Origin of the sequence: Yersinia sp. 1252 StPb PI, from assembly GCF_048593885.1 — a bacterium.
Lineage (GTDB): Bacteria > Pseudomonadota > Gammaproteobacteria > Enterobacterales > Enterobacteriaceae > Yersinia > Yersinia enterocolitica_E.
Genome location: NZ_JAZGQE010000052.1, coordinates 1 through 26,643 on the forward strand (window position 1 = coordinate 1; position 26,643 = coordinate 26,643).

Consider the following 26,643-nt stretch of genomic DNA (forward strand, 5'->3'; position numbering starts at 1 on the left):
ATATTTTGTGCTGGCGGTCACTTTTTATTTCTTCAATCAAGGTATGCTATTATTCACCATCGACACGATACGCATTATACTGCGTTACGAAGCACGTATCTCCGGCGATAGCCGAGCCTGGTTTAATATAGATTAGCGCCTCGCCAACGATTTCCCGCGTTAATTCCCCCCATTGCTTATTCAGCTTAGGCTGAAAAAATTCATCTCTTTATTTTGTTGCCGTCATTGGTAATGTGAATGGCTATTTTCACTCGCCAAAATATGACTGCATCTTAAATATTAATAATAAAAATACCCAAAATAATTGGCGTTGCAGAGACGTTAGCTGCGGCTTCAAGTTCCAAGGATACCTACGAACCCCCGGTTCTGCGCCACTTTGTTGCGCGATTAAAACCGGTCGAATAAAGCGCGACTGCCACTCTCCCCCTGCTCACTTCAGGCTGGGGGAATATTGCTGCCAAATAGGTTGGTCATTACCCTTAGCGCCCTACCGGGCGCTATGCCTCTCTCACCCGTGCACAGATGATTAACGCCAGAATAGCTAATCCCATCGCCACCACATATACCGAATTATGGCCCCAGGTTTCGGTCAATACCCCTTGCAGAACCCCAGCCAGAATCACCCCAGTGGAAATGCTATTGGTAAACAGCGTGGTTGCTGCTCCGGCTCTGCCTGGCATTAAATCCTGAAAATAGAGCATGCCAATCCCGGCGACAATACCAATAAAAATGGCATTAAAAATCTGCAATAGCATCAGTGCAGTTTTGAATTTGAATAACACCAATCCGGTATAAAACAGCACACCCGCCAGCACCGCAAACAGCATAATTTTGCGCTTACCAAAACGCCTGACCGAGTAACCCGCCAGCAGCATAATAGGGATTTCCAACCCGGCAGCAGTCCCCATCAACAGACCAGCCAACCGCTCAGGCAACCCCAAGTTTGCTGTGATATACAGAGGCATATCAATGATGTACATGGTGTTGCAGGTCCACATCAGCATTGAAGCAATAAACAGCAACAAAACGTCTTTATCGGCAAACAAACTGCCCTGCACCACCGCTGGCGCATCTACTACCGGCTCTGCTCGCTGCACCGAGGGCAAAATAAACCACACCACCAGCGCGCTGAGGACAAAAATACCGGCGGCGATACTGAACATCAACGTAAAGCCATAATTCAGCGCTAACATAAACGACAGCGGCGGGCCGATAACCCAAGCCAATGAAAGCTGCGCACGCATAATCGAGCTAAACATCACCACTTCCCGCGCCGAGCTATCGGCATATTCTCGCGCTAAGGCGAAAATCTGCGGCATGGCGGTATTTGCTACTGCTGCCAGCAACACACCGGCGGTGATTAGCGTCAGATAGTCACGATTAAAAGCAAATAGCAGGCAGTTCCCCACCGCCATCAAGTAGCAGACCATAATTAGCTTGCGGCGGTCACCACGTAAATCTGATCGTTTGGCCAGTACAAAGCTGACGGTAATCCCGGCAATGGCATTGACGGTATAAAACAATCCCACCCACAGTGGGCGTACTTTCACTTCAGTGCTTAAGAACAAGCTTAATGTCGGTGCCTGTAACGCGCCAGCGATACCGGAAAGAAAAGCCACCACGAAGAAAGCGAGAAACACCGGGTTAATACGGCGGGAAAAGGTCAAAGCAGATTTCATTCCAGGCTCCAGCGCCAGAAATAACAATTAAACGCTATGCTACAGAAGCGGGTAGATTTATATAGAGAAAAGTATACCAGCAGCATAAATTTCACATCCAAATAATGGATGCGGCTGACCGTGTTTCAGCCTCAAGGAGGCAGGATATTATCCAAAGTCATTGGGGCTATAGCCAGGCAGCAAGCGAGCAAATCCCGATGAGCTTACTCAAGTAAGTGATTCGGGTGCGTGAACGCAGCTAACAACGCTATAGCCTTAAGGAGTCAGGATAAAAAAAGCCAGCAGGTTGTTAAGCCCACTGGCTGGTGAAAGTCACCATTACTCAGAAATTTTTGGTACACAGCAAGGCAAGACTTGGTTCATTTAACAAACATCAATATCAATTATCATCTACGACAGCTCACAAAGTGTGCTCGGTTCGGGCGATGATATCGTCTTGTGCATCTGGCGATAGCGCGGTAAAGAATGCCGAGTAACCGGCAACCCGCACCACCAGATCACGGTAGCGGTCTGGGTGCTGCTTGGCATCAAGCAATGTCTCACGCGATACAATGTTGTACTGCACATGCCAGCCCAGATACTCCTCGAAGAAGGTACGCAACATCATCATCAGCTTTTCGCGATCACGCGGGTTATCCAAAGTTGACGGATTCAGTTTTTGATTCAGTAGCACCCCGCCCAGAATAGAGGCTGTCGGCAGTTTTGACAGGGAGTTAAACACCGCAGTTGGCCCCAGATGATCAGTACCAGAAGCAGGGCTTGCTCCCTCCGCCAGCGGACTGTGCGCTTTGCGGCCATCCGGTGTTGCCATCGTTGCCGCACCAAACGGCACGTTAGCAGAGATAGAGGACGTCCCGGCGTAATAGGTACCGCCTATCGGGCCGCGACCAAAGCGGGTATTGTGATATTGCTTCAGCTCATCAATATACGTCTGATAAGCGCGTACCAGCAGTTGGTCTACATCATCAACATCATTACCGTATTTCGGTGCTGAATTAATCAGATGTTGGCGTAATTGCTCACCGTTCAGGCCAGCAAAGTCATTCGTTAACGCCGTTGCCAGTTGCTGCTGGCCGATAAGCTGTTGTTCAAACACCAGTTTTCGTACCGCTGCCAGACTATTACCCAAATTGGCAATGCCCACCTGCAAGCCGGAAACCCAGTCATAACGCGCGCCCCCCTGCTTGATACTTTTACCACGCTCAATACAGTCATCCACCAGTGCAGAACAGACAATATCGTGGGCATTCTCTTCCAACACCGTGTCCACCACACACTCAATTTCGATGGATTTTCGCGTGTAGTAACGAATCTGCTGATCCCATTGCGCCATCACTTGTGAGAAATCAGTGAAGTTACCCTTCGATAACCCCTGCTCTTGCGGCAAGAATACTTGCCCAGAGGTCGCATCTTTACCTTGCTCCAGCGCCGCTAGCATCACGCGAGCAAAATTAATAAAACTCATGCCGGTACAGCGATAGCCCCATTTCCCCCCCACCGCAGTTTCAATGCAACCGATGGCGGCGTAATCGTAAGCATCCTGTGGCTCTACACCCAATTTAATAAATTCAGGAATAACAATTTCATCATTATTAAATGCAGGCATACCAAAGCCGCAGCGAATGACCTGCACACAGGCATCGAGGAAATCATCACTGATACCGGCATAGTAGCGCACGCTGAGATTCGGCTGAGTTGAACGTAAACGGCCGCAAGACTCCAACACCGCATAAGAGAGCGGGTTAACCGCATCAATCGCTTTACCCTGCACCAGCTTCTGCCCACCAATAGTGACATTCTGATACAACGGGCTGCCTGCCGAGGCTTTAGAGTGCGAACCGGAACGGATCTTGTTCACTTCCAACAACTTGAGCCAGCAGCTATGCAACATCTCAATGGCTTTTTCGCGACTAAGGGTATTTTCCAGCTCCACGTCACGGCGATACCACGGATAGAGGTATTGGTCGAGGCGGCCAAAGGAAACCGAGTGGCCGTTAGATTCAATTTGCAGCATCAATTGGATGAAATAGCACAACTGCAAGGCTTGCCAGAAGGTCTGTGGCGGCTGGTGAGCAATCAGCTCGCAGTTTGTGGCGATAGTTTGTAACTCAATGCGCCGCCAATCACGGCTCTCTTCTTCTGCCATTTGCCGCGCAACCGCCGCATAACGTTCGATATGCTCGCTCAGCGCCGCCAATGAAATATCAATGGCTTTAAGAAATTGCTCTTTATGCAGGTCACTCCAGTCCGTCAGTTGTAACCGTTCGCGGCGACTTGCCACTTTGCTGCGCAGGCCATCCAGTCCTTTCTCCAGCAATAACGGGAAGTTAACCGCCAAATGCGCATCGCCGGAGGTCATATTACCTTCGGCTTTTATAATGCCGGTGGCCAATAACGCTTTTTGCTCATCGGTAAACATGCCGTAGCAGCGGTCCTGCACTGTTTGGCCGCGCCACCACGGGCAGATACGGTGCAATACCGCTTTATCTGCTGCACTGACCGAGAAACCCGCACCGGGACGATCGGCCAGCTCATCAATTTCGTTTTCAATCCAACTCACGGTGTATTCAGGGAAAATTGGCGCGGCGCGCAGTTGACTGGCCTGATTACCGATAATCAGCTCATCATTTTTGATCCAGACGGTGCGAAGCTGTAAATGATGCGCCAGCGCCAGCGCGCGCCTGACGGGGAGAGGTTTGTCCTGATGCTGCTGATAAGCCTCGGTATAATGCTGCGCTCGTTCGGTACAAACCGGCGGTTGCACAATGTGGATCAGTGCGTTTTTATGCTGTTTCGTCCGTTCGCTTAGCGTTACCAAATCAAGGGTGGTCATAGCATTATCCTCGTAAAATTGCGGTCAAGCCTTTATCACGGGCATAGCTTTCCGCGAAGTAAAGCAGTTCAGGAGCATCCAAAGGTGTGCTTGCTGCCCGATACTCTTCACCCAGCAGCGAATATTTGTTGATACCCAACGTGTGGTAAGGCAAAAAGTGAATCTCTTTAACGCCTATCTCATCAGCCGCAAAATCGACGATCCCTTGTATCGAGTGGCGATCTGCATTGAAATCTGGGATCAACGGCACCCGTACTGTGATGTTGGTGCCCGCAGCCGCTAACTGACGAAAGTTGTCCATCACCCGTTTAGCCGAACCTCCAGTCCACTGGCGAAAACGGTTTTCATCCGTGTGCTTTAAATCCGCCAGCATCAGATCCAGCCACGGCAAAGAGGGCGCGATGTAATGCCACGGCGTATGCAGACAAGACTCAACCGCCGTGTGGATACCAAGCTGATGACAGCGTTGCAATAACTCAGCTGCTACATCGGGTTGCATAAATGGCTCACCACCGGATAGCGTCACACCACCGCCACTGCGCCGATAAAACGGCATATCGCGCAACAGTGTTGCCATAGTGGTATCAATATCAATCGGGCTACCACACACCGTCAGTGCACCACTCGGACAACGCACGGTGAGTGCCTGAAGGTCATCCTCTTCCAGCCGTTGGCGCGTGATAACAATGCAATCGTCAATGCGCTCTATTGCCTGCGGGCAGGTCTGTTGGCACAACTCACAACCTGATAAGCACAGGCGCGAGTCAAATAACACCTCCGCTTTACGTGATCGGCTTTCCGGGTTTTGGCACCAACGGCAACTCAGCGAACAGCCTTTCAGGAATACCACACTGCGAATACCGGGGCCGTCATGGGTGGAATAACGCTGTAAATTAAAAATCATTTATTCCTCCCGTTGGCGGCATTGCCACGATAACCCGCTTTCATTGGCAATCAGTATCTGCGTAATATAGGGAAAGAAAAATTGATGAAATTTGCCGTGGAGTTCCTCTTTTATGTCTGCCTCACGTCTACAACAGCAGTTTATTCGCCTCTGGCAACGTTTTAATGGCCAGCCGACGGAAACCACCTTGCAGGAGCTGGCAGACGTGCTCAGTTGTTCACGCCGCCATGTACGATCCTTGCTGGGCAGCATGCAGCAAGAGGGTTGGCTAAGCTGGCAGGCTGAAGCGGGTCGCGGTAAACGCTCACAACTGGCCTTCCTCTACTCCGGGTTGGCACTGCAACAACAGCGGGCCGAAGAGCTGCTGGAACAGGACCATATCGATCAGTTAGTGCAGTTGGTAGGGGATAAAAAAGCAGTGCGCCAAATGCTGCTATCCCAGTTGGGGCGCAGTTTCCGCCAAGGGAAACACATCCTACGGGTGCTCTATTATCGCCCGCTACAAAACCTGCTGCCCGGTACCGCGCTGCGCCGCTCCGAAACGCATATGGTGCGGCAGATTTTTAATGGCCTGACACGCATAAATGAGGAAAATGGGGAACTAGAACCGGATTTATCCCATCACTGGCAAGCTATCAGCCCGTTGCATTGGCGTTTTTATTTGCGCCCTGCCATCCATTTTCACCATGGCCGTGAACTGGAAATGGATGATGTCATCAGCAGCCTGACCCGGCTGATTCCACAGCCCTTGTTCTCTCATATCACCGCCGTGCGCTCACCAACGCCCTATGTGATTGATATCCATCTAAGTTGCCCGGATCACTGGTTGCCATGGTTGTTGGGTAGTGTTCACGCCATGATTTTGCCGCAAGAGTGGGAGAATCAACCCGACTTCCGCCGCCATCCTATTGGTACCGGCCCCTACTCGGTGATTAGAAATCACCATAATCAGTTGAAGATACAGGCTTTTGATAACTATTTTGGTTTCCGCGCACTGATTGATGAGGTCAATATCTGGGTGCTACCTGAGTTGTCTGAGGAGCTGGTTTATTCCGGTGTGCAATTGCAGGCTGACGATACCAGTAAAAACGAGCTGGAAAGTCGGCTGGAGGAAGGCTGCTATTTTTTACTGTTTGATCAGCGATCGCCTCAGACCAGTAACCCAGAGATCCGCCGCTGGTTGTGTGAGTTGATAACACCGGTCGCCCTGCTCAGCCATGCAGATCCTTTCTATCAACGCTACTGGTCACCGGCCTACGGCATGCTGCCCCGCTGGCATCACAACCGACTAACCACCCTTGAGCCAAAGCCCGTAGGGCTGACCGAATTGACGCTGACATTTTACAGCGAGCATTCCGAGTTTGACGCCATCAGCCAAACATTAACCACATTGTTGGCGGCACACGGCGTCACACTGGTGATACAAGTGTTGGATTATGTCAGTTGGTATCAGGGCGATGCACAGAGTGATATCTGGCTTGGCAGCGCGAATTTCTATCTGCCACTGGAGTTCTCCCTGTTTGCCACCCTGTACGAACTGCCGCTACTACAACATTGTTTGGATGAAAAACTGCATCAGGATGTTGAATTATGGCGAAATAATACCCTGCCGATGGCGGATTGGAGCCAACGGTTGGTTAGCCAGAATCAATTCCACCCACTGTTCCATCATTGGTTAGAATTATATGGGCAGCACAGTATGCGCGGGGTGCGCATGAACACGCTCGGCTGGTTTGATTTCAAATCGGCCTGGTTTACACCACCAGAGGGCTAACCTGCTTTCATCCGCCCAGATTAGTCTCTACAATGGCGTTGTCTCAACGGGGTGCGGAAAAACTGTTGTGGTCGTGTCCAGAATTCATGCTGGTTCGTTCCATTAACAATGAAACAAAAACGTCGCGAGGTAGGTTCAGTCGGAGGCGGACAGCACGCAGAAACCGGAGCGTACAAGTAGTACGTGAGGATTTCGAGTACTGCCCAACACCGGATCAACCTAACCGCAGCAAGTTTTTCGCTGAGAGCAAACCCGTCGAACCTGATCCGGCTAACACCGGCGGAGGGATTTGAGAAAAATAACGCTGCATTATCATGATATCGCTGTTATTTACCGCCTCAGATACCTTTGCCACCTTTATTGTTAAGGAGTGCAAAGTGTTTAAACGCATTATTCCCTGCTTGTTTTTGCTATCTGCCGCTGCGGTGGCCGCCGATAAACCGACACTGACGGTTTACACCTATGACTCCTTTGCCGCCGACTGGGGTCCAGGGCCTGCGATTAAAAAAGCCTTTGAAGCCGAGTGTGATTGCCAGCTTAAATTTGTGGCGCTGGAAGACGGTGTTTCATTACTGAATCGCCTGCGGATGGAAGGTAAAAACAGTCAGGCTGACGTGATTTTAGGATTGGATAATAATCTGGTGCAGGCGGCAGAACAAACTGGATTATTCGCACCAAGTCAGGTGGATACCGCGAACCTTACTCTCCCGGAGAAGTGGCAGAATAAGACTTTCGTCCCGTACGATTATGGCTATTTCGCCTTTGTGTATAACAAAGACAAACTGAAAAATCCGCCGAAGAGCTTGCAAGAATTAGTTGATAGCAAAGAGCCGTGGAAAGTGATTTATCAAGACCCGCGCACCAGTACCCCGGGCCTTGGTCTGATGCTGTGGATGCAGAAAGTGTATGGTGATAAAGCGCCACAGGCATGGCAGCAACTGGCGAAAAAAACCGTCACCGTTACCAAGGGTTGGAGCGAAGCTTATGGCTTGTTCCTGAAAGGTGAAGGGGATTTGGTGCTGAGCTATACCACTTCTCCGGCTTATCATCTGATTGAAGAGAAGAAAAGCAACTATGCAGCGGCTAATTTCAGCGAAGGCCACTATCTGCAAGTCGAAGTCGCAGGCTTAGTTGCCTCGAGCAAACAGCCGCAACTGGCACAGCGCTTTATGCAATTTATTGTGACGCCAGCATTCCAGGACCATATTTCTACCGGTAATTGGATGTATCCGGTGATTAAAATGGATTTGCCGGCTGGGTTTGAAACCCTTACCGTGCCACAAAAAGCGTTGCAATTTGATGCTAAAGATGTGGCAGATAATCGCGGCAAATGGATTCAGGCATGGCAATCCGCCGTCAGCCACTGATCCCTGCATGGTTGTGGCCAGGGCTACTGGCGGCCTTACTGATAGTCGGTGTCGCCTTACTGGCGTTCACCGCTATCTGGCGTCACGCGCCTGCGGCAGACTGGCACAGTATCTGGCATGACCGCTATCTGTGGCATGTGATCCGCTTTACCTTTTGGCAGGCATTCTTATCCGCCCTGCTGTCAGTCATCCCTGCCATTTTCTTAGCACGAGCCCTGTATCGCCGCCGCTTTCCCGGCCGACAACTGATGTTGCGTTTATGCGCCATGACACTGGTGCTACCGGTGTTAGTGGCGCTGTTTGGTATTCTGACGGTTTATGGCCGTCAGGGTTGGCTGGCAGCCCTGTTTAGCTGGCTGGGGGTTGATTACCGCTTCTCACCTTATGGTTTACAGGGCATTTTGCTGGCACATATCTTCTTCAATATGCCACTGGCGACTCGCTTGCTATTGCAGTCACTGGACAGCATCGCGGTTGAACAACGCCAGTTAGCCGCACAACTGGGGATGAATGGCTGGCAGCACTTGCGCTGGGTTGAATGGCCCTATCTGCGCCGCCAAATCCTGCCAACCGCGGCGTTGATTTTTATGCTCTGTTTTGCCAGTTTTGCCACCGTGCTGTCACTGGGTGGCGGGCCGCAAGCCACCACTATCGAGCTGGCCATCTATCAGGCACTCAGTTATGACTACGATCTGGGGCGTGCGGCCTTATTGGCGCTAATCCAACTGGGTTGCTGTCTGGGTTTAGTGGTGCTAAGCCTGCGGTTAAACACAGTATTGGCGGTAGGTAATACTCACGGTCAAATCTGGCGTAGTCAGCAGGATAGCTATTGGTCTCGCATCAGCGACACCCTGTTAATTGGTACTGCTTTGCTATTGATGGTGCCGCCATTGCTAGCGGTAGTGATTGATGGCAGTAATCAAACTATGGTGACGGTGCTACAACAAACTGCGCTATGGCAAGCCTTCTTTACCTCATTGACTATCGCTATCGGGGCGGGGTTGCTGTGCGTGACACTCACGATGATGTTGTTGTGGAGCAGCCGTGAACTGAAACTGCGCCAACGGATGGCCTGTGGGCAGGCACTGGAAGTCAGTGGTATGGTGATTCTGGCGATGCCGGGCATTGTCCTGGCGACCGGCTTCTTTTTATTGCTCAACGATACCTTTGGCTTGCCACAATCCCCTTACGGGCTGGTTATCCTCACCAACGCACTGATGGCTGTGCCCTACGCACTAAAAGTGTTGGATAACCCAATGCGGGATCTGGCTGAACGCTACACGCCGCTGTGTTTATCACTGGATATTCGTGGCTGGCACCGTGTGCGCCTGATTGAATTAAGGGCACTAAAACGCCCGCTGGCTCAAGCACTTGCCTTTGCCTGTGTGCTATCGATTGGTGATTTTGGTGTGGTGGCACTGTTTGGCAATGAGCACTTCCGCACGCTGCCGTTTTACCTTTACCAGCAGATAGGTTCTTATCGCAGCAACGACGGTGCAGTTACCGCCCTACTGCTGTTGTTACTCTGTTTCTTGCTGTTTACTCTTATTGAACGACTGCCGAGCCGCCATGTTAAAGCTTGAGAAAATCACCTATTTGTATGACCACTTACCGATGCGTTTCGATTTGCATATTCAGCCCGGTGAGCGGGTGGCGATTCTTGGCCCAAGTGGTGCTGGCAAAAGTACCCTGTTAAGCCTGATTGCTGGTTTTCTCGCCCCCGCCAGTGGCCGTATGCTACTGAATAATCAGGACAATACGGCAACAGCCCCCGCCGAGCGGCCAGTATCGATGCTGTTTCAGGAGAACAATCTGTTCTCACACTTGACCGTCGCACAGAATATCGGGTTGGGTTTACATCCGGGGTTGAAACTCAGCCATGAGCAAAAGTTACTGTTACGCCAGATTGCCCAGCAGGTTGGACTGGAAGATTGCCTTGAGAGGTTACCCGCACAACTTTCCGGCGGCCAACGTCAGCGGGCAGCATTGGCACGCTGTTTAGTGCGCAGTCAGCCAATCCTGCTACTGGATGAGCCATTTTCCGCGCTCGATCCTGCGTTGCGCAATGAGATGCTGCAATTGGTCGATCACGTCTGTACCCACCGGCAACTGACATTACTGATGGTGTCACACAATTTGGATGATGCCGCCCGCATCGCCGATCGGACATTGCTCATTGTCGATGGCCGTATTTACTACGACGGCCCAACCCAGGCGCTGGTTAACGGCAGTGCCCCCGAAGCCAGTGTGCTGGGCATTACTACCCGACCATAATAACTTGTATACCCAAGGGGATTACCCAGCGAGAACCTTCCACAACAGATGACGATAAATCGGCATAATGGGCTGCATATGCAGCCAGGCAAAGCTGGCAATCGCTGCCACCATAGCCAGCACCGTCACCCAGCGCAGGCGAGCCAGTGGTAACCATTGGCTCAGGCGGTCGGGGCTACGTTTGCCAAACCGCCACCAGCGCCATGATAGCCACAGTGCCAACCAAATCAGCATCACCACCACAAATAGCAACCACTTAAACATATAGCTATTGGCGCTCGGTGGGATATCAATAGCAACACCTGCCAGTATGCCTGGGAAGAAGTAGAGCGGTGGCCAGGTCAGGCAGCCAATCACGTTGGGCAAGGCAAATTTTGCCGGTGGCAGGTTGAGCATGCCAGCAACCATCGGGACAATAGGCCGTGCCGGGCCGATAAAGCGCCCCAGTAGGACTGTTGCCATACTGTGGTTATGCAGCGCATGCTCAGTTTTATCCAGCATCGACTTATGCTTTTTCAGGAAGGACCAGCGGTGCAACGGTTCTTTAAAGCGCCGACCGATAAAATACGAGATCCAATCCCCCAGTAGGCAGCCGACAGTTGCAGCAGCCCAGGCCGAGTAAAAACCGACTTCACCACTGCCAATCAACGCCCCCACACTGGTCATCATTACCGTGCCGGGAAGCAACATCCCCACCAGTGCTAATGACTCGAGAAAAGTAACGAACATGACGATAAATAGCGTGAAAGCCAGAGATTGCGTCAATAAATGTAATAAATAGGCTTCCATAGAGTTGTCCGTTGGTTAACACCCAAGGTTCAGGGCGGAGGATTGTCCGGCGTACCGCGATATGAGTCAATCAGCGAATTTCCCCTTCGTCCTTGAAGCCGCAGGGTTGTTAGCTGCGCTTACTCACCCAAATCACTTACTGGCCGTTGACCTTAAAATGAATAGACTCATCGGGATTAGACCACTTGCTGCCTACCTGCAACTCCAATGACTTTGGGTATACATGGAGCGAATGGAAATCATCATTAAAATAGACAAATACTGTATAAATAACCATACTAAGATGGCATAAACTCTCAGGCGTTATTGTTGCCGTCAGTTTGGATGCGGACAGCGCGGAGAAACCGGAGCGTACACGTAGTACGTGAGGATATCGAGCACTGCCCAAGTTCAAAATGACAAATAAAATAGCCTGTACATTACCTATAAAGGTTAGCATTGTGGCACAACATCGTCAGGGCTTCCTGCTCACTCGCCATTGGCGCGACACGCAGGCAGGCACCGAAGTTGAATTCTGGTTAGCTACCGATGAAGGGCCGCAGCAAGTCAGGCTGACGCCGCAACCCTCGGTGGCATTTATCCCGGCCGAACAACGGCAACGGGCTGAAACCGTGCTGCGTGATGAACGCCGCTGGCAGTTGCGCCCACTTGAACTGACCGATTTCCATCAGCGCCCGGTGCTGGGCCTGTATTGCAGCCAACATCGTCAATTAATTCGTTTGGAGAAACTGCTGCGCGAAAGTGGTGTAAATGTCTATGAAGGTGATATTCGCCCACCAGAACGGTTTCTGATGGAACGATTTATTACCGCGCCGGTGTGGTTCAGCGGTGATGACAATAACCATGGCCCGCTGCTTAATACCCAAATGAAACCGGCCGAGGATTATCGTCCGACACTGAAACTGCTGTCGCTGGATATCGAAACCAGTGAACATGGCGAGCTGTACTGTATTGGGCTGGAAGGATGCGGCCAGCGTCAGGTTTACATGTTGGGGCCACCTAACGGTGATACGGTTGAAAGTGCGGCGCTGGATTTCAATCTGGAATACGTCGCCAGCCGCCCACAGTTGTTGGAAAAACTAAACCATTGGCTGGCAGTGCATGATCCCGATGCCATTATCGGCTGGAATCTGGTGCAGTTCGACTTACGTGTTCTGCAAAAACACGCTGACCGCTATCAGATCCCACTGCGCTTTGGCCGTGGTGGCAACCTGCTGGAATGGCGTGAACACGGCTTTAAACAAGGGCACTTTTTTGCCTCGGCAGCCGGTCGATTGATTATCGACGGGATTGAGGCGCTAAAATCCGCCACCTGGAATTTCCCGTCATTTAGTCTGGAATCTGTTTCGCAAACCCTGCTGGGCGAAGGCAAAGCCAGCGACAGCCCTTATCAACGAATGGATGAAATCAATCAACGTTTCGCCCATGACAAACCGGCACTGGCGCGCTATAACCTGAAAGATTGCGAGCTGGTGACACGGATTTTTGCCAAGACCGAGCTGCTCAGCTTCCTGTTGGAACGTGCCACGGTGACGGGGTTAGCCGCGGATCGTAGCGGTGGCTCCGTGGCAGCGTTCACCCATCTTTACCTGCCACGGATGCACCGCATCGGCTATGTCGCCCCCAATTTAGGAGAGTTGCCAGAAGAGCACAGCCCCGGTGGTTTTGTGATGGACTCCCAACCCGGCTTGTATGACTCGGTATTGGTGCTTGACTATAAAAGCCTGTATCCGTCGATTATTCGCACCTTTTTAATCGATCCGGTCGGGTTAGTGGCAGGTATGGCTCAGCCTGATGAACAGCACTCAGTGCCGGGATTTCGCGGTGCCTGGTTCTCGCGCGAGAAACACTGTTTGCCCGCCATCGTTAACCAAATCTGGCAGGGCCGGGAAGAGGCTAAACGTCAGAAAAACAAACCGTTATCACAAGCACTGAAGATCATTATGAACGCCTTTTATGGCGTATTGGGTTCCAGCGGCTGCCGCTTTTTCGATCCCAGACTGGCATCGTCTATCACCTTGCGCGGCCATGACATCATGCGCCAGACCCGCGAGCTCATTGAAGCACAGGGCTATCAGGTGATTTATGGTGATACCGATTCAACCTTCGTCTGGCTGAAAAATGCTCACAGTGAAGAGCAGGCATCACAGATAGGTAAAGAGTTGGTACGCCAGGTCAATCTATGGTGGAAAGATCATATACAACAAACCTTTAATCTACCCTGCGCCCTGGAACTGGAATTTGAAACTCACTATCGACGTTTTCTGATGCCTACCATCCGGGGTGCCGAGCAAGGCAGTAAAAAACGCTATGCCGGGCTGATTTCTACGCCCGAGGGTGATCAGATGGTGTACAAAGGGTTGGAAACCGTGCGCACTGACTGGACACCACTGGCACAGCAATTTCAGCGAGAATTGTATCTGCGCATTTTTCAGCGGCAACCCTATCAGGATTATCTGCGGGATTACGTAGCGCGAACCCTGAATGGCGAATTAGATGAACAGCTAGTTTACCGCAAACGTCTACGCCGACGGCTGGATGACTATCAGCGTAATGTGCCACCTCACGCCAGAGCGGCACGCTTGGCGGATGAGTTTAACCGCAAGCTCGGTCGCCCGCTGCAATATCAAAATGGGGGCTGGATAAGCTATGTCATGACCACCGCTGGCCCCGAACCCCTTGAGATTCGGCAATCCCCTATCGACTACGATCACTACCTGACACGACAGTTGCAACCGGTAGCAGACGCTATACTTCCTTTTATGCACGATGACTTCACCACCTTAATAACAGGCCAGATGGGGCTATTCTGATACTTATACCCTAGATAATTCGAGTGCAGGAAGACGGCAAATGAGCGACAAATTGGTGGTAAACCATTTTAACAGCGCTTGCTCTGGCCCGTAGGGTGAGCCTCTGATGAGGCTCATAATCCCAAGAGCTTATTAATTTTAAGATCAAGAGCAGTAAGTGACTGGGGTAAACTGCGGCCGCCAACGCACATGCAGCTTGAAGTATGACGGGTATTTTACAGGTGACGAAACGCTCCGCTTCCATTACCATAGCGCCCTTGCCAAAATTCGCATTAATCACATTACATAACCGCTAGCCGTAATACTCCTTCTTATTGGGTGCTGCCTGTAGATGCCACATTTTCAGACAGACTCTCAGGCCGCATCGCCTGCGCGGAGGGTAGACTATTGCCAGTGGTTTTATGATATTTGGCTGCCACTAATTATTTATAACCAGATAATTTAAAAAGCATTTCCTTAACTGTCCAACAAAAAATCGAGCCGATAATTTATGCCTTTTACACTTGGTCAACGCTGGATCAGCGACACAGAAAGCGAACTTGGATTGGGTACTGTCGTTGCCATCGACGTACGCATGATTACCTTACTGTTTCCCGCAACCGGTGAAAACCGCCTTTACGCTAGAAATGATTCGCCAATCACCCGCGTCATGTTCAATCCGGGCGATACCATCACCAACCACGAAGGCTGGCAGCTAAAAGTGGAAGAAGTGACTCATGAAAATGGGCTGATTACTTATATTGGGACCCGTTTGGATACTGAGGAAACCGGCGTCTCAATGCGTGAAGTGTTGCTCGATAGCAAACTGACGTTTAGCAAACCGCAGGATCGGCTATTTGCCGGTCAGATCGATCGTATGGATCGCTTTGCCCTGCGTTTTCGTGCTCGTAAATATCAAAGTGAGCAGTTCCGTCTGCCATGGAGTGGGTTACGCGGTATCCGTGCCAGCCTGATCCCACACCAATTACATATCGCCTATGAAGTGGGTCAGCGCCATGCACCAAGGGTATTATTGGCCGATGAAGTAGGTTTAGGTAAAACCATCGAAGCCGGGATGATCATTCACCAACAGCTGTTATCAGGCCGTGCTGAACGTATCCTGATTGTAGTGCCAGAAAGCCTACAACATCAGTGGTTGGTGGAAATGTTGCGCCGCTTCAATTTGCGCTTCTCACTGTTTGATGACAGCCGCTACTCCGAAGCCCTGCTCGACAGCACCAATCCGTTTGAAACCGAGCAGATGGTTATCTGTTCACTGGATTTTGTGCGCCGCAATAAGCAACGGCTGGAACAACTGGCAGATGCGTCTTGGGATCTGTTGGTGGTGGATGAGGCGCACCATCTGGCCTGGAGCGAAGAAGCCCCAAGTCGTGAATATCAAGTCATTGAACAATTGGCTGAGAATATCCCAGGTGTGCTGCTGTTGACCGCAACACCAGAGCAATTGGGCCAGCAGAGCCATTTTGCTCGTCTGCGTTTGCTGGATCCCGATCGCTTCCACGATTACGAAGAGTTCGTCAATGAACAGCAGAAGTATCGTCCGATTGCAGATGCTGTGACGCTGCTGCTGGGTGGTGAGCGCTTAACTGACGATAAACTGAATCTGTTGGGCGAACTCATTGATGAGCAGGATATTGAGCCCTTGCTGAAAGCGGCCAACAGCCAAAGTGAAGATAGCGAAGCCGCTCGCCAAGAGTTGGTAACAATGCTGATGGACAGACATGGTACCAGCCGGATCTTGTTCCGTAATACCCGTAATGGGGTGAAAGGCTTCCCGCACCGCGTCCTGCATCAAATCAAACTGCCATTGCCAACTCAATATCAGACGGCGATTAAAGTATCAGGCATCATGGGTGCCAAAAAAACGTTGGAAGCGCGCGCCAAAGATATGCTTTACCCGGAACAAATCTATCAGGAGTTTGAAGGGGAAAATGCCACCTGGTGGAACTTTGACCCACGGGTAGAGTGGTTACTTAACTATCTGATTGCTAACCGTAATGAGAAAGTGTTGGTTATCTGTGCCCAGGCAGCCACTGCCTTACAACTTGAACAGGTGCTACGTGAGCGTGAAGCTATTCGTGCTGCCGTGTTCCATGAAGGTTTATCACTGATAGAGCGTGACCGCGCTGCGGCCTATTTTGCCTCTGAAGAAGATGGGGCTCAGGTATTACTGTGTTCTGAGATAGGTTCAGAAGGCCGTAATTTCCAGTTTGCCTGCCAGTTGGTGATGTTCGACCTGCCGTTTAACCCGGACTTGCTGGAACAACGTATTGGCCGTCTGGACCGTATCGGTCAAAACCGCGAAATCCAGATTATGGTGCCTTATCTGGAACATACTGCGCAGGCGATATTGGTGCGTTGGTATCATGAAGGTTTGGATGCTTTCGAGCACACCTGCCCGACCGGGCGCACCATTTATGACAGTGGCTATCAAGAACTGATCGGCTATCTGGCAACGCCAAGTGAACAAGAAGGGTTGGATGAATTTATTCACGCCTGCCGTCTACAGCACGAAGAGCTGAAACTACAACTGGAACAAGGTCGTGATCGGCTACTGGAGATGCATTCCAACGGTGGCGAGCATGGTCAACAACTGGCGCAGATCATTGCAGATCAGGATAATGACGTTAATTTGGTTAGTTTCGCACTTAACCTGTTCGATATTGTCGGGATTAACCAAGAAGATCGCAGTGACAACCTGATCGTACTGACCCCCTCTGATCATATGCTGGTACCGGACTTCCCTGGGCTGCCGCAAGACGGCTGTACCGTGACATTCGATCGTGAACAGGCGTTATCGCGGGAAGATGCCCAGTTTGTGAGTTGGGAGCACCCGATCATCCGTAATGGTTTGGATTTGATCTTGTCCGGCGATACCGGAAGCTGTGCAGTTTCTTTATTGAAAAACAAAGCATTACCGGTAGGAACACTGTTGGCTGAATTGGTTTATGTGGTAGAAGCTCAAGCGCCGAAACACTTGCAATTAACCCGTTTCTTGCCACCCACCCCAGTGCGGATGCTGATGGACCGAAACGGCACCAATCTGGCGGCACAAGTTGAATTTGAAACCTTTAACCGTCAGTTGAATGCGGTAAACCGTCACACCTCCAGTAAGCTGGTCAACGCTGTGCAACAAGAAGTCCACGCCATGTTGCAACAAGCAGAAGCACTGGTTGAAGAGCAGGCACAACTGTTGATTGAATCGGCCAAGCACGAAGCAGATGATAAGCTGAGTACCGAACTGGCGCGTTTGGAAGCCCTGAAAGCGGTTAACCCGAATATTCGTGATGACGAAATAGAAGCACTAGAGCATAACCGTAAAATGGTACTGGAAAACCTCAATCAAGCGGGCTGGCGTTTAGATGCTATTCGCCTGGTGGTGGTCACACATCAGTAACCCTGAGTAATCATCTGTTTCTGCAATATACCCCATAGATTTCAAGATGCAGGCAGGCGACCAAGCAGCGACAAATCGGTTGGGAACCGATTTGAATAGCATTTATGCTAGCCTCAAGGATGAGGCGCATTAATCCTGATGAGCTTATACAGTCAAATGATTCGGGTTAACGAGAGCAGCCAACACACCTGTGACTTGAACGATGCAGGGTATAAATGGAGCACTAATGGAACCCTATAATCCCCCACGCGACCCTTGGCTGTACATCCTGTATCAGGATGAGCACATCATGGTGGTCAACAAACCTAGTGGGTTACTTTCTGTGCCCGGTCGCGCACCGGAGAATAAAGACAGTGTGATGACTCGTATTCAGGCTGAATTTCCGGCGGCAGAGTCCGTTCATCGGCTAGATATGGCCACCAGTGGCGTAATTATCGTGGCACTGACCAAAGCGGCTGAGCGCGAGCTTAAGCGCCAATTTCGTGAACGTGAACCGAAAAAGTCTTATATTGCCCGCGTCTGGGGGCATCTGGCCGAAGATGAAGGGCTGATAGATCTGCCGTTAATCTGTGACTGGCCAAACCGGCCAAAGCAGAAAGTCTGTTATGAAACCGGTAAATCTGCACAAACTGAGTATCTGGTGCTGTCACGCGATACTGATGGCAGCACACGAGTGAAGTTATCGCCCATCACAGGGCGCTCACACCAATTACGGGTCCATATGCTGGCGATGGGTCACCCAATCCTTGGTGATGGCTTCTACGCCCATCCAGAGGCCAAAGCGATGGCATCCCGCTTGCAGTTACATGCGCAGGAGCTGTGTATTACTCACCCTGAGTTTGGAACGGCGATGCATTTTAAATGTGAGGCGGAATTTTAATTTTTGTCGTAAGAATATTGGCCCGAAATTACCTCAGAACGGCGTATTAACGCCGATCTGAGGTGGGCACTGTTGAAACAAAACCTATTTAAATCCCTTCTCGCGCTTAATCAAATCATACGCAGCTTGAATCTCTTGGGCTTTTTGCTTCGCCATCTCCATCATTTCAGGTGGCAGACCTTTTGCCACCAACTTATCTGGATGATGCTCCCCCATTAACTTACGGTAAGCACGCTTGATGGTCACACTGTCGTCAGTATTGCTAATACCCAGCACTTTGCAGGCATCCTCTAAGGTCGGGCCATTCGAGGCTTGCTGATAGCCCCCCTGAGAATATCCACCCTGCTGGCCCTGCCAACCGCCGTGACCACCAAATTGACGGCCGCCTTCAATCATGCTCAAGAACTGATCAAACTGGCCGCGCGAAATCCCTAACTCTTCAGCAATGACATACAACACTTGCCGCTCGTTAGGATGCAAAGATCCATCAGCAAATGCGGCCTGTAATTGAATTTCCAGAAACATCCGAATTAAATCGAAACGCCCAAAACAGACACCACGTAATTCCTGCAATCTTTCACGCAACGGGAAATCGCTTTCTTTCCCTTCGCGAAACGCTTGCTGTGCGGCTGTTCGAGCTTCACCGTGCAATTGCATTCGATCCATCAACTGGCTGGCGAGTTGAATATCAACTTCCGTAACCCGCCCTTTAGCCTTGGTTAAATGCCCCATGACCTGAAAAGTGGCGCGGAAAAAAATTAATTGTCGTGTTTGTTGATCGGCAAAATAGCCGCGGCGCTTCGTGCTTCGCACCCTGTCTACCATATGGCCGACAAGCAACCCCAGTACCACACCCCAGAAACCAGCACCAGACATTAAGCCCAATACCAGACCGAGCAGTTTTCCCCAATACCGCATATACTCCTCAATTCATCATGCCGTCAGTCAAAATTTGCATTATCATACTCGGCATTCAGCTCAGCGCCTAACAACGAGACGTGCAAACGGCCGGATTTAACGCTAGCGCAACTGTGATGAGTAATATAGTCTCAGACCGTTTGCCGGCATGATGCCCCCCGATGACGGAACACCAAAACCGCGTATGAAAAAAAGATTCCCAACACTGCTGGCCACATTGATATGGACGGCACTATATAGCCAGCAATCGCTGGCCGGCCTCGCTGAGCAATGTATGCTTGGTGTACCCACCTATGACCAGCCATTGGTCAGCGGTGATCCGAATCAGCTACCGGTCCGTATTAATGCGGATAAAACCGAAGCCAATTATCCCGATAATGCCTTGTTCACCGGCAATGTCATTGTCCAGCAGGGCAATAGCACCCTGACCGCGAATCAGGTTGAACTGACGCAGGTACAAAAACCCGGTGAAGCTATCCCGGTTCGTACTGTCACGGCCACTGGCGACGTTAATTATGACGATCCGCAAATCAAGCTGAAAGGCCCGAAAGGCTGGTCAAACTTGAATACCAAAGACACTGATATGGATAAAGGCAAATATCAGATGGTTGGCCGTCAAGGGCGTGGTGATGCGGATTTAATGAAGTTACGAGGTCAGAACCGTTACACCATATTAGAAAATGGGACATTTACCTCCTGTCTACCAGGTGATAATAGCTGGAGTGTCGTGGGTTCTGAGGTTATTCATGACCGCGAAGAAGAAGTAGCAGAAATCTGGAATGCCCGCTTTAAGATTGGCAAAGTACCGGTGTTCTACAGTCCTTATATGCAATTACCGGTTGGTGATAAACGCCGCTCAGGCTTCCTGATCCCTAATGCTAAATATACCAGTAATAACGGCATCGAATTTATGCTGCCATACTACTGGAATATTGCGCCCAACTTCGATGCTACAATTACGCCTCACTACATGGAACGGCGTGGGTTACAGTGGCAGAACGAGTTCCGCTACTTGCTGGCTCCGGGCAGCGGCACCATGGCATTAGACTGGCTACCGAGTGATCGCTTATACCACGGCACCGATGGTACCGATAAAGAGGCCACCCGCTGGTTGTACTACTGGGGCCATTCCGGTGTGATGGATAAAGTCTGGCGTTTCAACGTCAACTATACCCGTGTTAGTGACCCAGATTACTTTACTGATTTAACGTCGCAATACGGATCGACCACTGACGGCTATGCAACCCAAATATTCAGCGTTGGTTATGCTGATCAAAACTGGGATGCCACCTTGGCCTCTAAACAGTTCCAAGTCTTTACTGACGCCGGTAATAATAATGCTTACCGTGCCCAACCTCAGTTGGATATGAACTACTATAAAAATGATATTGGCCCGTTTGATCTGCATGTTTACGGTCAAGCCGCCAAATTCACCAGCGTCAATCCAGAAAACCCAGAAGCCAGCCGCTTCCATATTGAACCGGCGATTAACCTACCATTGTCCAACGGTTGGGGTAGCTTGAATACCGAAGCCAAATTACTGGCAACCCATTATCAGCAGGATATCCCAAATGGTTTTGCCAGTAATTACAAAAACCAGAATGGGCAGGACGCGACGGTTCCTGATCTGAAAGACTCGATTAACCGGGTGATGCCGCAATTTAAAATTGATGGCAAAGTGGTATTTGATCGGCCAATGGATTGGAGTGAAGGCTTCACCCAGACACTCGAACCACGAATGCAGTATCTCTATGTTCCATACCGCAATCAGGATGATATCTATATTTACGACACCACGCTGATGCAGTCAGACTACTCGGGACTGTTCCGTGACCGTACCTATAGTGGCCTGGACCGTATAGCGTCTGCGAATCAGGTATCTACCGGTTTAACTTCACGCATATATGATGATGCGCTGGTTGAACGTTTTAATGCTTCTGTGGGTCAAATCTATTACTTCAGCCGTTCGCGTACCGGTAATAGCGAAACAATTGATAACAGTGATGATACTGGTAGCCTTGTTTGGGCTGGTGATACATTCTGGCGTATCAGTGATCAAGTGGGTCTAAAAGGTGGCGTGCAGTATGATACCCGCTTGGGGAGTTTGACCCTGGGTAACGCGGTAATGGAGTATAGAAAAGACTCAGAGCGTATGATGCAATTGAATTACCGCTATGCTAGCCCGGAATATATTCAGGCAGCAGTACCAAATGTAAAAAGTCCTGGTTATCAGCAAGGCATTTCTCAGATTGGTGCTACCGCCAGTTGGCCGATTGCGGATCGTTGGGCACTAGTCGGTGCTTATTACTACGATACCAAAGCCAATCAGCCCGCTAGCCAGTTAGTTGGCTTACAATACAACACGTGCTGCTGGGCAATAAACGTGGGCTATGAACGTAAAATTACTGGCTGGAATTCACAAACAGAAGCCAGTAAGTATGATAACAAGATTGGTTTTAACATCGAATTACGTGGTCTGAGCAGCGACCACAACCTGGGTACTGCACAAATGCTGCGCTCAGGCATTCTGCCTTATCAAAGTGCATTCTGATACTGTGTAACACACTGAATACAGTGAATTTTAACCCGCTAAAGCGGATTACATAAATGGAAAAGGTATGAAGAACTGGAGAACGCTTATTCTCGGATTGGTTGTCTGTGCCAATACCGCGTTCGCAGCACCACAAGAAGTTGATAAAGTTGCCGCAGTGGTTGATAACGGCGTCGTTTTGCAAAGTGACGTTGACGGTCTGTTACAATCCGTGAAACTGAATGCACAGCAGTCTGGGCAACAAGTTCCTGATGATGCGACGTTACGTCATCAGATTCTTGAGCGTCTGATCATGGATAATATCCAGTTACAGATGGCGAAGAAGATGGGTATTACTATCAGTGATGAAGCATTGGATAAAGCCATTGCTGATATCGCTGCGCAAAACCGCATGACTCCCGCTCAGATGCGTAGTCGTCTGGCTGCTGATGGCCTGAATTATGACACTTACCGCGAGCAGATCCGTAAAGAGATGCTGACTTCTGAAGTGCGTAACAACGAAGTACGCCGCCGAATAACTATCCTGCCACAGGAAGTTGAGTCATTGGCCAAACAAGTTGGGAACCAGACCAGCGGTGATGCTGAACTGAACCTCAGCCACATTCTTATCCCATTGCCAGAAAATCCCTCTCAGCAGCAAGTTGATCAGGCTGAAGAGCTGGCTAATAAATTAGTCTCCGACATTAAAGGCGGCGCTGATTTTGGTAAATTGGCTATCGCCAACTCGGCGGACTCTCAGGCGCTGAAAGGCGGCCAGATGGGTTGGGGCAAATTACAGGAACTGCCTTCTTTGTTTGCTGAAAGATTACAAACTGCGAACAAAGGTGATGTTGTCGGGCCAATCCGTTCTGGTGTCGGTTTCCACATCCTGAAAGTAAATGATATCCGTGGTGCGGATAAGACCGTTTCCGTGACTGAAGTTCACGCCCGCCACATCTTGCTGAAGCCTTCACCGGTAATGACCGACGATCAGGCTCGTGCCAAGTTAGCGGCAGCGGCGGCAGATATTAAGAGTGGTAAATCCAGCTTCGCCACTATTGCCAAAGAGATCTCTCAGGATCCTGGTTCTGCAATGCAAGGCGGTGACTTAGGTTGGGCATCACCAGATATTTATGACCCGGCGTTCCGTGATGCGCTGATGAAACTGCAAAAAGGTGAGATCAGTGCACCGGTTCACTCTTCTTTCGGCTGGCACTTAATTCAGGTTGTCGATACACGTCAGGTAGACAAGACTGATGCAGCACAGAAAGACAAGGCATACCGTATGCTCTTTAGCCGTAAATTTGCTGAAGAAGCTCAAACTTGGATGCAAGAGCAGCGTGCTGCTGCTTATGTAAAAATTCTTGATGGTAGTAATGCACAACCACAATAATCGTATTGTTATTACCCCCGGTGAGCCAGCCGGGGTCGGGCCAGATTTAGTCGTCGCTCTGGCTCAACAGGATTGGCCTGTTGAGTTAGTGGTGTGTGCCGATCCGGCCTTGCTACTTGCTCGGGCCCGTCAGCTTAATCTGCCTTTGCAGTTGCGTGAATATCAAGCCAGCAAGCCTGCGTTAGCGCAACAAGCGGGGTCACTGACTATCTTACCGGTAAAAACGGCCACAAAAGTGATCCCCGGCAAACTCGACGTCCAAAACAGCCACTATGTTGTGGAAACATTGGCCAAGGCTTGTGATGGCGCGATAAGCGGGGAATTTTCTGCATTGGTCACCGGCCCGGTACAAAAAAGTATTATCAATGATGCTGGCATCCCTTTTATCGGACACACCGAGTTTTTTGCAGATCGCAGCCTCTGCCCACGGGTAGTGATGATGCTGGCAACTGAAGAGTTACGTGTGGCATTGGCGACAACCCACTTACCTCTGCTGGCCGTACCTGGCGCGATCACCCAAGCTAGCCTGCATGAAGTGATCACGATTCTTGATAGCGACCTGAAAACCAAATTTGGCATTAGCCAACCACAGATTTATGTGTGCGGACTGAATCCTCACGCAGGTGAAGGTGGCCATATGGGCCATGAAGAGATCGATACCATTATTCCTGCACTAGATGCACTGCGTCAGCAAGGTATAAATCTTATCGGCCCTCTACCAGCAGACACCCTATTCCAACCTAAATATCTACAACATGCAGATGCGGTTCTGGCGATGTATCATGATCAAGGATTGCCAGTGCTGAAGTATCAAGGGTTTGGCCGGGCAGTAAATATCACTCTCGGTTTGCCTTTTATCCGCACTTCTGTGGATCACGGTACCGCTTTAGAACTCGCCGCAACCGGTTCTGCCAATGTTGGCAGTTTCATTACGGCATTAAACTTAGCCATTAAAATGATAAATAACAGCAATGAATAATAGAGTCCACCAAGGGCATTTTGCCCGCAAACGCTTTGGACAAAACTTTTTAAACGATCAGTTTGTCATCGACAGTATTGTTTCTGCAATTCACCCCGTTCCTGGCGAAGCCGTAGTTGAAATAGGTCCCGGTTTAGGGGCATTGACTGAACCTGTTGCTGCGCGTATGGATCATATGACGGTGATCGAGCTTGATCGCGATCTGGCGGCTCGTTTAGCCAGCCATCCGCAACTGAAAGACAAGCTAACCATCCATCAACAAGATGCGATGAAAGTTAATTTTTCTGAGTTAGCAGAGCTTGCAGGGCAGCCATTACGTGTGTTTGGTAACTTGCCATACAACATTTCCACCCCGCTGATGTTCCATCTTTTCAGCTATACTGATGCTATTCGTGACATGCATTTCATGTTGCAAAAAGAAGTGGTTAATCGTCTGGTCGCAGGACCTAATAGTAAAGCGTATGGCCGACTGACGGTGATGGCGCAATACTATTGCAATGTTATCCCGGTGCTAGAAGTACCGCCAACGGCGTTTACCCCCGCGCCAAAAGTTGATTCGGCCGTGGTGCGCTTGATTCCGCATGTCAACATGCCGAATCCGGTTGGTGACGTTCGTATGCTTAGCCGCATTACCACGCAAGCATTTAATCAGCGCAGAAAAACCGTGCGTAACAGCTTAGGTGATCTATTCACCCCAGAGCAGTTAATCGAATTAGGTATTGACCCGATATTACGGGCAGAGAATATTTCGGTAGCGCAATACTGTAAGCTGGCTAACTGGCTTTCAGCTCAATCGACACCGCAAGAATAAGCAGGAGCACATTATGATTGAACAGCCCCGCGTTTGTGTACAGGTGCAAAGTATCTATGTGGAAACCCAGTCGATACCTGATGAAGAACGTTTCGTCTTCGCCTATACCGTGACGATACGCAATTTGGGTCGTTCAAATGTGCAACTGATTGGCCGTTATTGGTTAATCACTAATAGTAATGGCCGGCAGACTGAAGTTCAGGGTGAAGGGGTCATCGGCGAACAGCCGTTGATCCAGCCAGGTAATGAGTTTCAATACACCAGCGGTGCTGTACTGGAAACCCCGCTGGGTACCATGGAAGGGCATTATGAGATGGTTGATCACCTTGGTCAGCCCTTCCGTACTGCAATTCCGGTGTTCCGCTTAGCGATCCCAGCACTGATCCATTAACTCTGATCTTTCAACTATGTCTACTTATCTTATTGGCGATGTTCATGGCTGCCTCGATGAGCTGCTTGCGCTATTAGCACAGGTGAGCTTTGATCCGCAGCAGGATACTTTGTGGTTAACCGGTGATTTAGTTGCCCGTGGCCCAGCATCACTGGATGTTTTACGTTATGTCCGCTCATTAGGGCCTGCTGTTCGTATGGTTCTGGGTAACCATGACCTGCATTTACTGGCCGTTTATGCCGGTATCAGCCGTAATAAACCCAAAGATCGTATTACTCCACTGCTTGAGGCGCCGGATGCTGATGAGTTGATTAATTGGCTGCGTCGCCAACCGGTCTTACAAGTTGATGATGAATTAAAATTGATCATGGCTCATGCCGGGATAACACCTCAATGGGATATTGAAACCGCCCAAATGTGTGCACGTGAAGTGGAGGCGGTATTAAGTAGTGATAGCTATCCACTCTTCCTCGATGCCATGTACGGTGATATGCCGAATAACTGGTCACCAGAGCTATCCGGGCTAGCACGCTTGCGTTTTAGTACTAATGCACTGACCCGCATGCGTTTTTGTTTCCCGAACGGGCAGTTGGATATGATCTGTAAAGATACGCCAGAAAATGCCCCCGCTCCACTCAAGCCTTGGTTCGAGTTGCCAAGATTGGTCTCCCCTGACTATTCAATTATTTTTGGTCACTGGGCGTCGCTGGAAGGAAAAGGTGTTCCTGAAGGTATTTATGGCTTGGATACCGGTTGTTGCTGGGGCGGCGATTTAACGCTGCTGCGCTGGGAAGATAAACGCTATTTCACACAGCATGCATTCAAAGTGGAAGCAGAAGTAAGTAACACTGATGAAATAGCAGCAGCAAAAGATCCCTTTAGTTATCTGTAATATACTGATAATTATATGT

General features: G+C 50.1%; 18 protein-coding genes and 1 riboswitch. Of the genes, 13 read left to right on the plus strand and 5 right to left on the minus strand.

Annotation, left to right across the window (positions count from 1 at the left end):
• Positions 1 to 497: 497 nt before the first annotated feature.
• The 3 genes from V2A85_RS10020 to V2A85_RS10030 form a co-directional block, all read right to left on the minus strand.
• Positions 498 to 1,679 (minus strand): sugar efflux transporter, encoded by a 1,182-nt coding sequence (locus tag V2A85_RS10020; protein ID WP_372557994.1) that lies wholly within the window; start codon positions 1,677 to 1,679, stop codon positions 498 to 500.
• A gap of 400 nt (positions 1,680 to 2,079) precedes the next feature.
• Positions 2,080 to 4,512 carry a formate C-acetyltransferase/glycerol dehydratase family glycyl radical enzyme gene (locus V2A85_RS10025; protein WP_420071343.1) on the minus strand — a complete coding sequence of 811 codons (2,433 nt, stop codon included), beginning with the start codon at positions 4,510 to 4,512 and terminating at the stop codon, positions 2,080 to 2,082.
• A 4-nt stretch (positions 4,513 to 4,516) separates the two neighbouring features.
• Entirely contained in the window at positions 4,517 to 5,416 is a 900-nt protein-coding gene (locus V2A85_RS10030) for a glycyl-radical enzyme activating protein (protein ID WP_420071344.1), read from the minus strand.
• Between the two features lie 112 nt (positions 5,417 to 5,528).
• Here V2A85_RS10030 and sgrR point away from each other — a divergent pair, with 112 nt between their 5' ends.
• From sgrR to thiQ, 4 genes are all read left to right on the plus strand, one after another.
• Positions 5,529 to 7,190: an HTH-type transcriptional regulator SgrR gene (gene sgrR / locus V2A85_RS10035; RefSeq protein ID WP_372557991.1), complete on the plus strand. Its 1,662-nt coding sequence runs from the start codon at positions 5,529 to 5,531 to the stop codon at positions 7,188 to 7,190.
• Positions 7,191 to 7,403: 213 nt separating this feature from the next.
• Positions 7,404 to 7,495: riboswitch (TPP riboswitch) on the plus strand.
• Between the two features lie 72 nt (positions 7,496 to 7,567).
• Positions 7,568 to 8,557 (plus strand): thiamine ABC transporter substrate binding subunit, encoded by a 990-nt coding sequence (gene thiB, locus V2A85_RS10040; RefSeq protein ID WP_420071345.1) that lies wholly within the window; start codon positions 7,568 to 7,570, stop codon positions 8,555 to 8,557.
• Positions 8,533 to 10,140 carry a thiamine/thiamine pyrophosphate ABC transporter permease ThiP gene (thiP, locus tag V2A85_RS10045; protein WP_372557989.1) on the plus strand — a complete coding sequence of 536 codons (1,608 nt, stop codon included), beginning with the start codon at positions 8,533 to 8,535 and terminating at the stop codon, positions 10,138 to 10,140. Before thiB ends, thiP begins: the two co-directional genes overlap by 25 nt.
• Positions 10,127 to 10,831, plus strand: coding sequence for a thiamine ABC transporter ATP-binding protein ThiQ (gene thiQ, locus V2A85_RS10050; RefSeq protein WP_372557988.1), 705 nt, complete (start codon positions 10,127 to 10,129; stop codon positions 10,829 to 10,831). Before thiP ends, thiQ begins: the two co-directional genes overlap by 14 nt.
• Positions 10,832 to 10,852: 21 nt before the next feature.
• On the opposite strand, the gene V2A85_RS10055 is transcribed toward thiQ, so the two are convergent.
• Positions 10,853 to 11,620 carry a DedA family protein gene (locus tag V2A85_RS10055; RefSeq protein ID WP_083160572.1) on the minus strand — a complete coding sequence of 256 codons (768 nt, stop codon included), beginning with the start codon at positions 11,618 to 11,620 and terminating at the stop codon, positions 10,853 to 10,855.
• 440 nt (positions 11,621 to 12,060) lie between these two features.
• Here V2A85_RS10055 and V2A85_RS10060 point away from each other — a divergent pair, with 440 nt between their 5' ends.
• The 3 genes from V2A85_RS10060 to rluA all read left to right on the plus strand — a co-directional run bounded on the left by V2A85_RS10060 (position 12,061) and on the right by rluA (position 18,710).
• The gene (locus V2A85_RS10060) at positions 12,061 to 14,433 is read left to right on the plus strand and encodes a DNA polymerase II (RefSeq protein WP_420071346.1); all 2,373 of its coding nucleotides are present in this window, start codon (positions 12,061 to 12,063) and stop codon (positions 14,431 to 14,433) included.
• 490 nt (positions 14,434 to 14,923) lie between these two features.
• The gene (gene rapA / locus V2A85_RS10065; protein ID WP_372557986.1) at positions 14,924 to 17,830 is read left to right on the plus strand and encodes an RNA polymerase-associated protein RapA; all 2,907 of its coding nucleotides are present in this window, start codon (positions 14,924 to 14,926) and stop codon (positions 17,828 to 17,830) included.
• A gap of 226 nt (positions 17,831 to 18,056) precedes the next feature.
• The gene (gene rluA / locus V2A85_RS10070; RefSeq protein WP_420071347.1) at positions 18,057 to 18,710 is read left to right on the plus strand and encodes a bifunctional tRNA pseudouridine(32) synthase/23S rRNA pseudouridine(746) synthase RluA; all 654 of its coding nucleotides are present in this window, start codon (positions 18,057 to 18,059) and stop codon (positions 18,708 to 18,710) included.
• 84 nt (positions 18,711 to 18,794) lie between these two features.
• Here rluA and djlA read toward each other — a convergent pair whose 3' ends face one another.
• The gene (gene djlA / locus V2A85_RS10075; protein ID WP_083160582.1) at positions 18,795 to 19,628 is read right to left on the minus strand and encodes a co-chaperone DjlA; all 834 of its coding nucleotides are present in this window, start codon (positions 19,626 to 19,628) and stop codon (positions 18,795 to 18,797) included.
• Between the two features lie 184 nt (positions 19,629 to 19,812).
• On the opposite strand from djlA, the gene lptD reads away from it, so the two are divergent.
• From lptD to apaH, 6 genes are all read left to right on the plus strand, one after another.
• A complete protein-coding gene (gene lptD, locus V2A85_RS10080) occupies positions 19,813 to 22,179 on the plus strand; it encodes an LPS assembly protein LptD (RefSeq protein WP_420071348.1) in 2,367 nt (788 codons plus the stop codon).
• A 67-nt stretch (positions 22,180 to 22,246) separates the two neighbouring features.
• Entirely contained in the window at positions 22,247 to 23,551 is a 1,305-nt protein-coding gene (gene surA / locus V2A85_RS10085) for a peptidylprolyl isomerase SurA (RefSeq protein ID WP_372557983.1), read from the plus strand.
• Positions 23,535 to 24,530 carry a 4-hydroxythreonine-4-phosphate dehydrogenase PdxA gene (gene pdxA / locus V2A85_RS10090; protein ID WP_420071349.1) on the plus strand — a complete coding sequence of 332 codons (996 nt, stop codon included), beginning with the start codon at positions 23,535 to 23,537 and terminating at the stop codon, positions 24,528 to 24,530. Before surA ends, pdxA begins: the two co-directional genes overlap by 17 nt.
• Entirely contained in the window at positions 24,523 to 25,341 is an 819-nt protein-coding gene (gene rsmA, locus V2A85_RS10095) for a 16S rRNA (adenine(1518)-N(6)/adenine(1519)-N(6))-dimethyltransferase RsmA (RefSeq protein ID WP_083160590.1), read from the plus strand. The genes pdxA and rsmA overlap by 8 nt, the downstream gene beginning before the upstream one ends.
• Before the next feature lie 13 nt (positions 25,342 to 25,354).
• Positions 25,355 to 25,732, plus strand: coding sequence for a Co2+/Mg2+ efflux protein ApaG (apaG, locus tag V2A85_RS10100; protein WP_083160592.1), 378 nt, complete (start codon positions 25,355 to 25,357; stop codon positions 25,730 to 25,732).
• Between the two features lie 16 nt (positions 25,733 to 25,748).
• Positions 25,749 to 26,624 (plus strand): bis(5'-nucleosyl)-tetraphosphatase (symmetrical) ApaH, encoded by an 876-nt coding sequence (gene apaH, locus V2A85_RS10105; protein ID WP_083160594.1) that lies wholly within the window; start codon positions 25,749 to 25,751, stop codon positions 26,622 to 26,624.
• Positions 26,625 to 26,643: the final 19 nt, after the last annotated feature.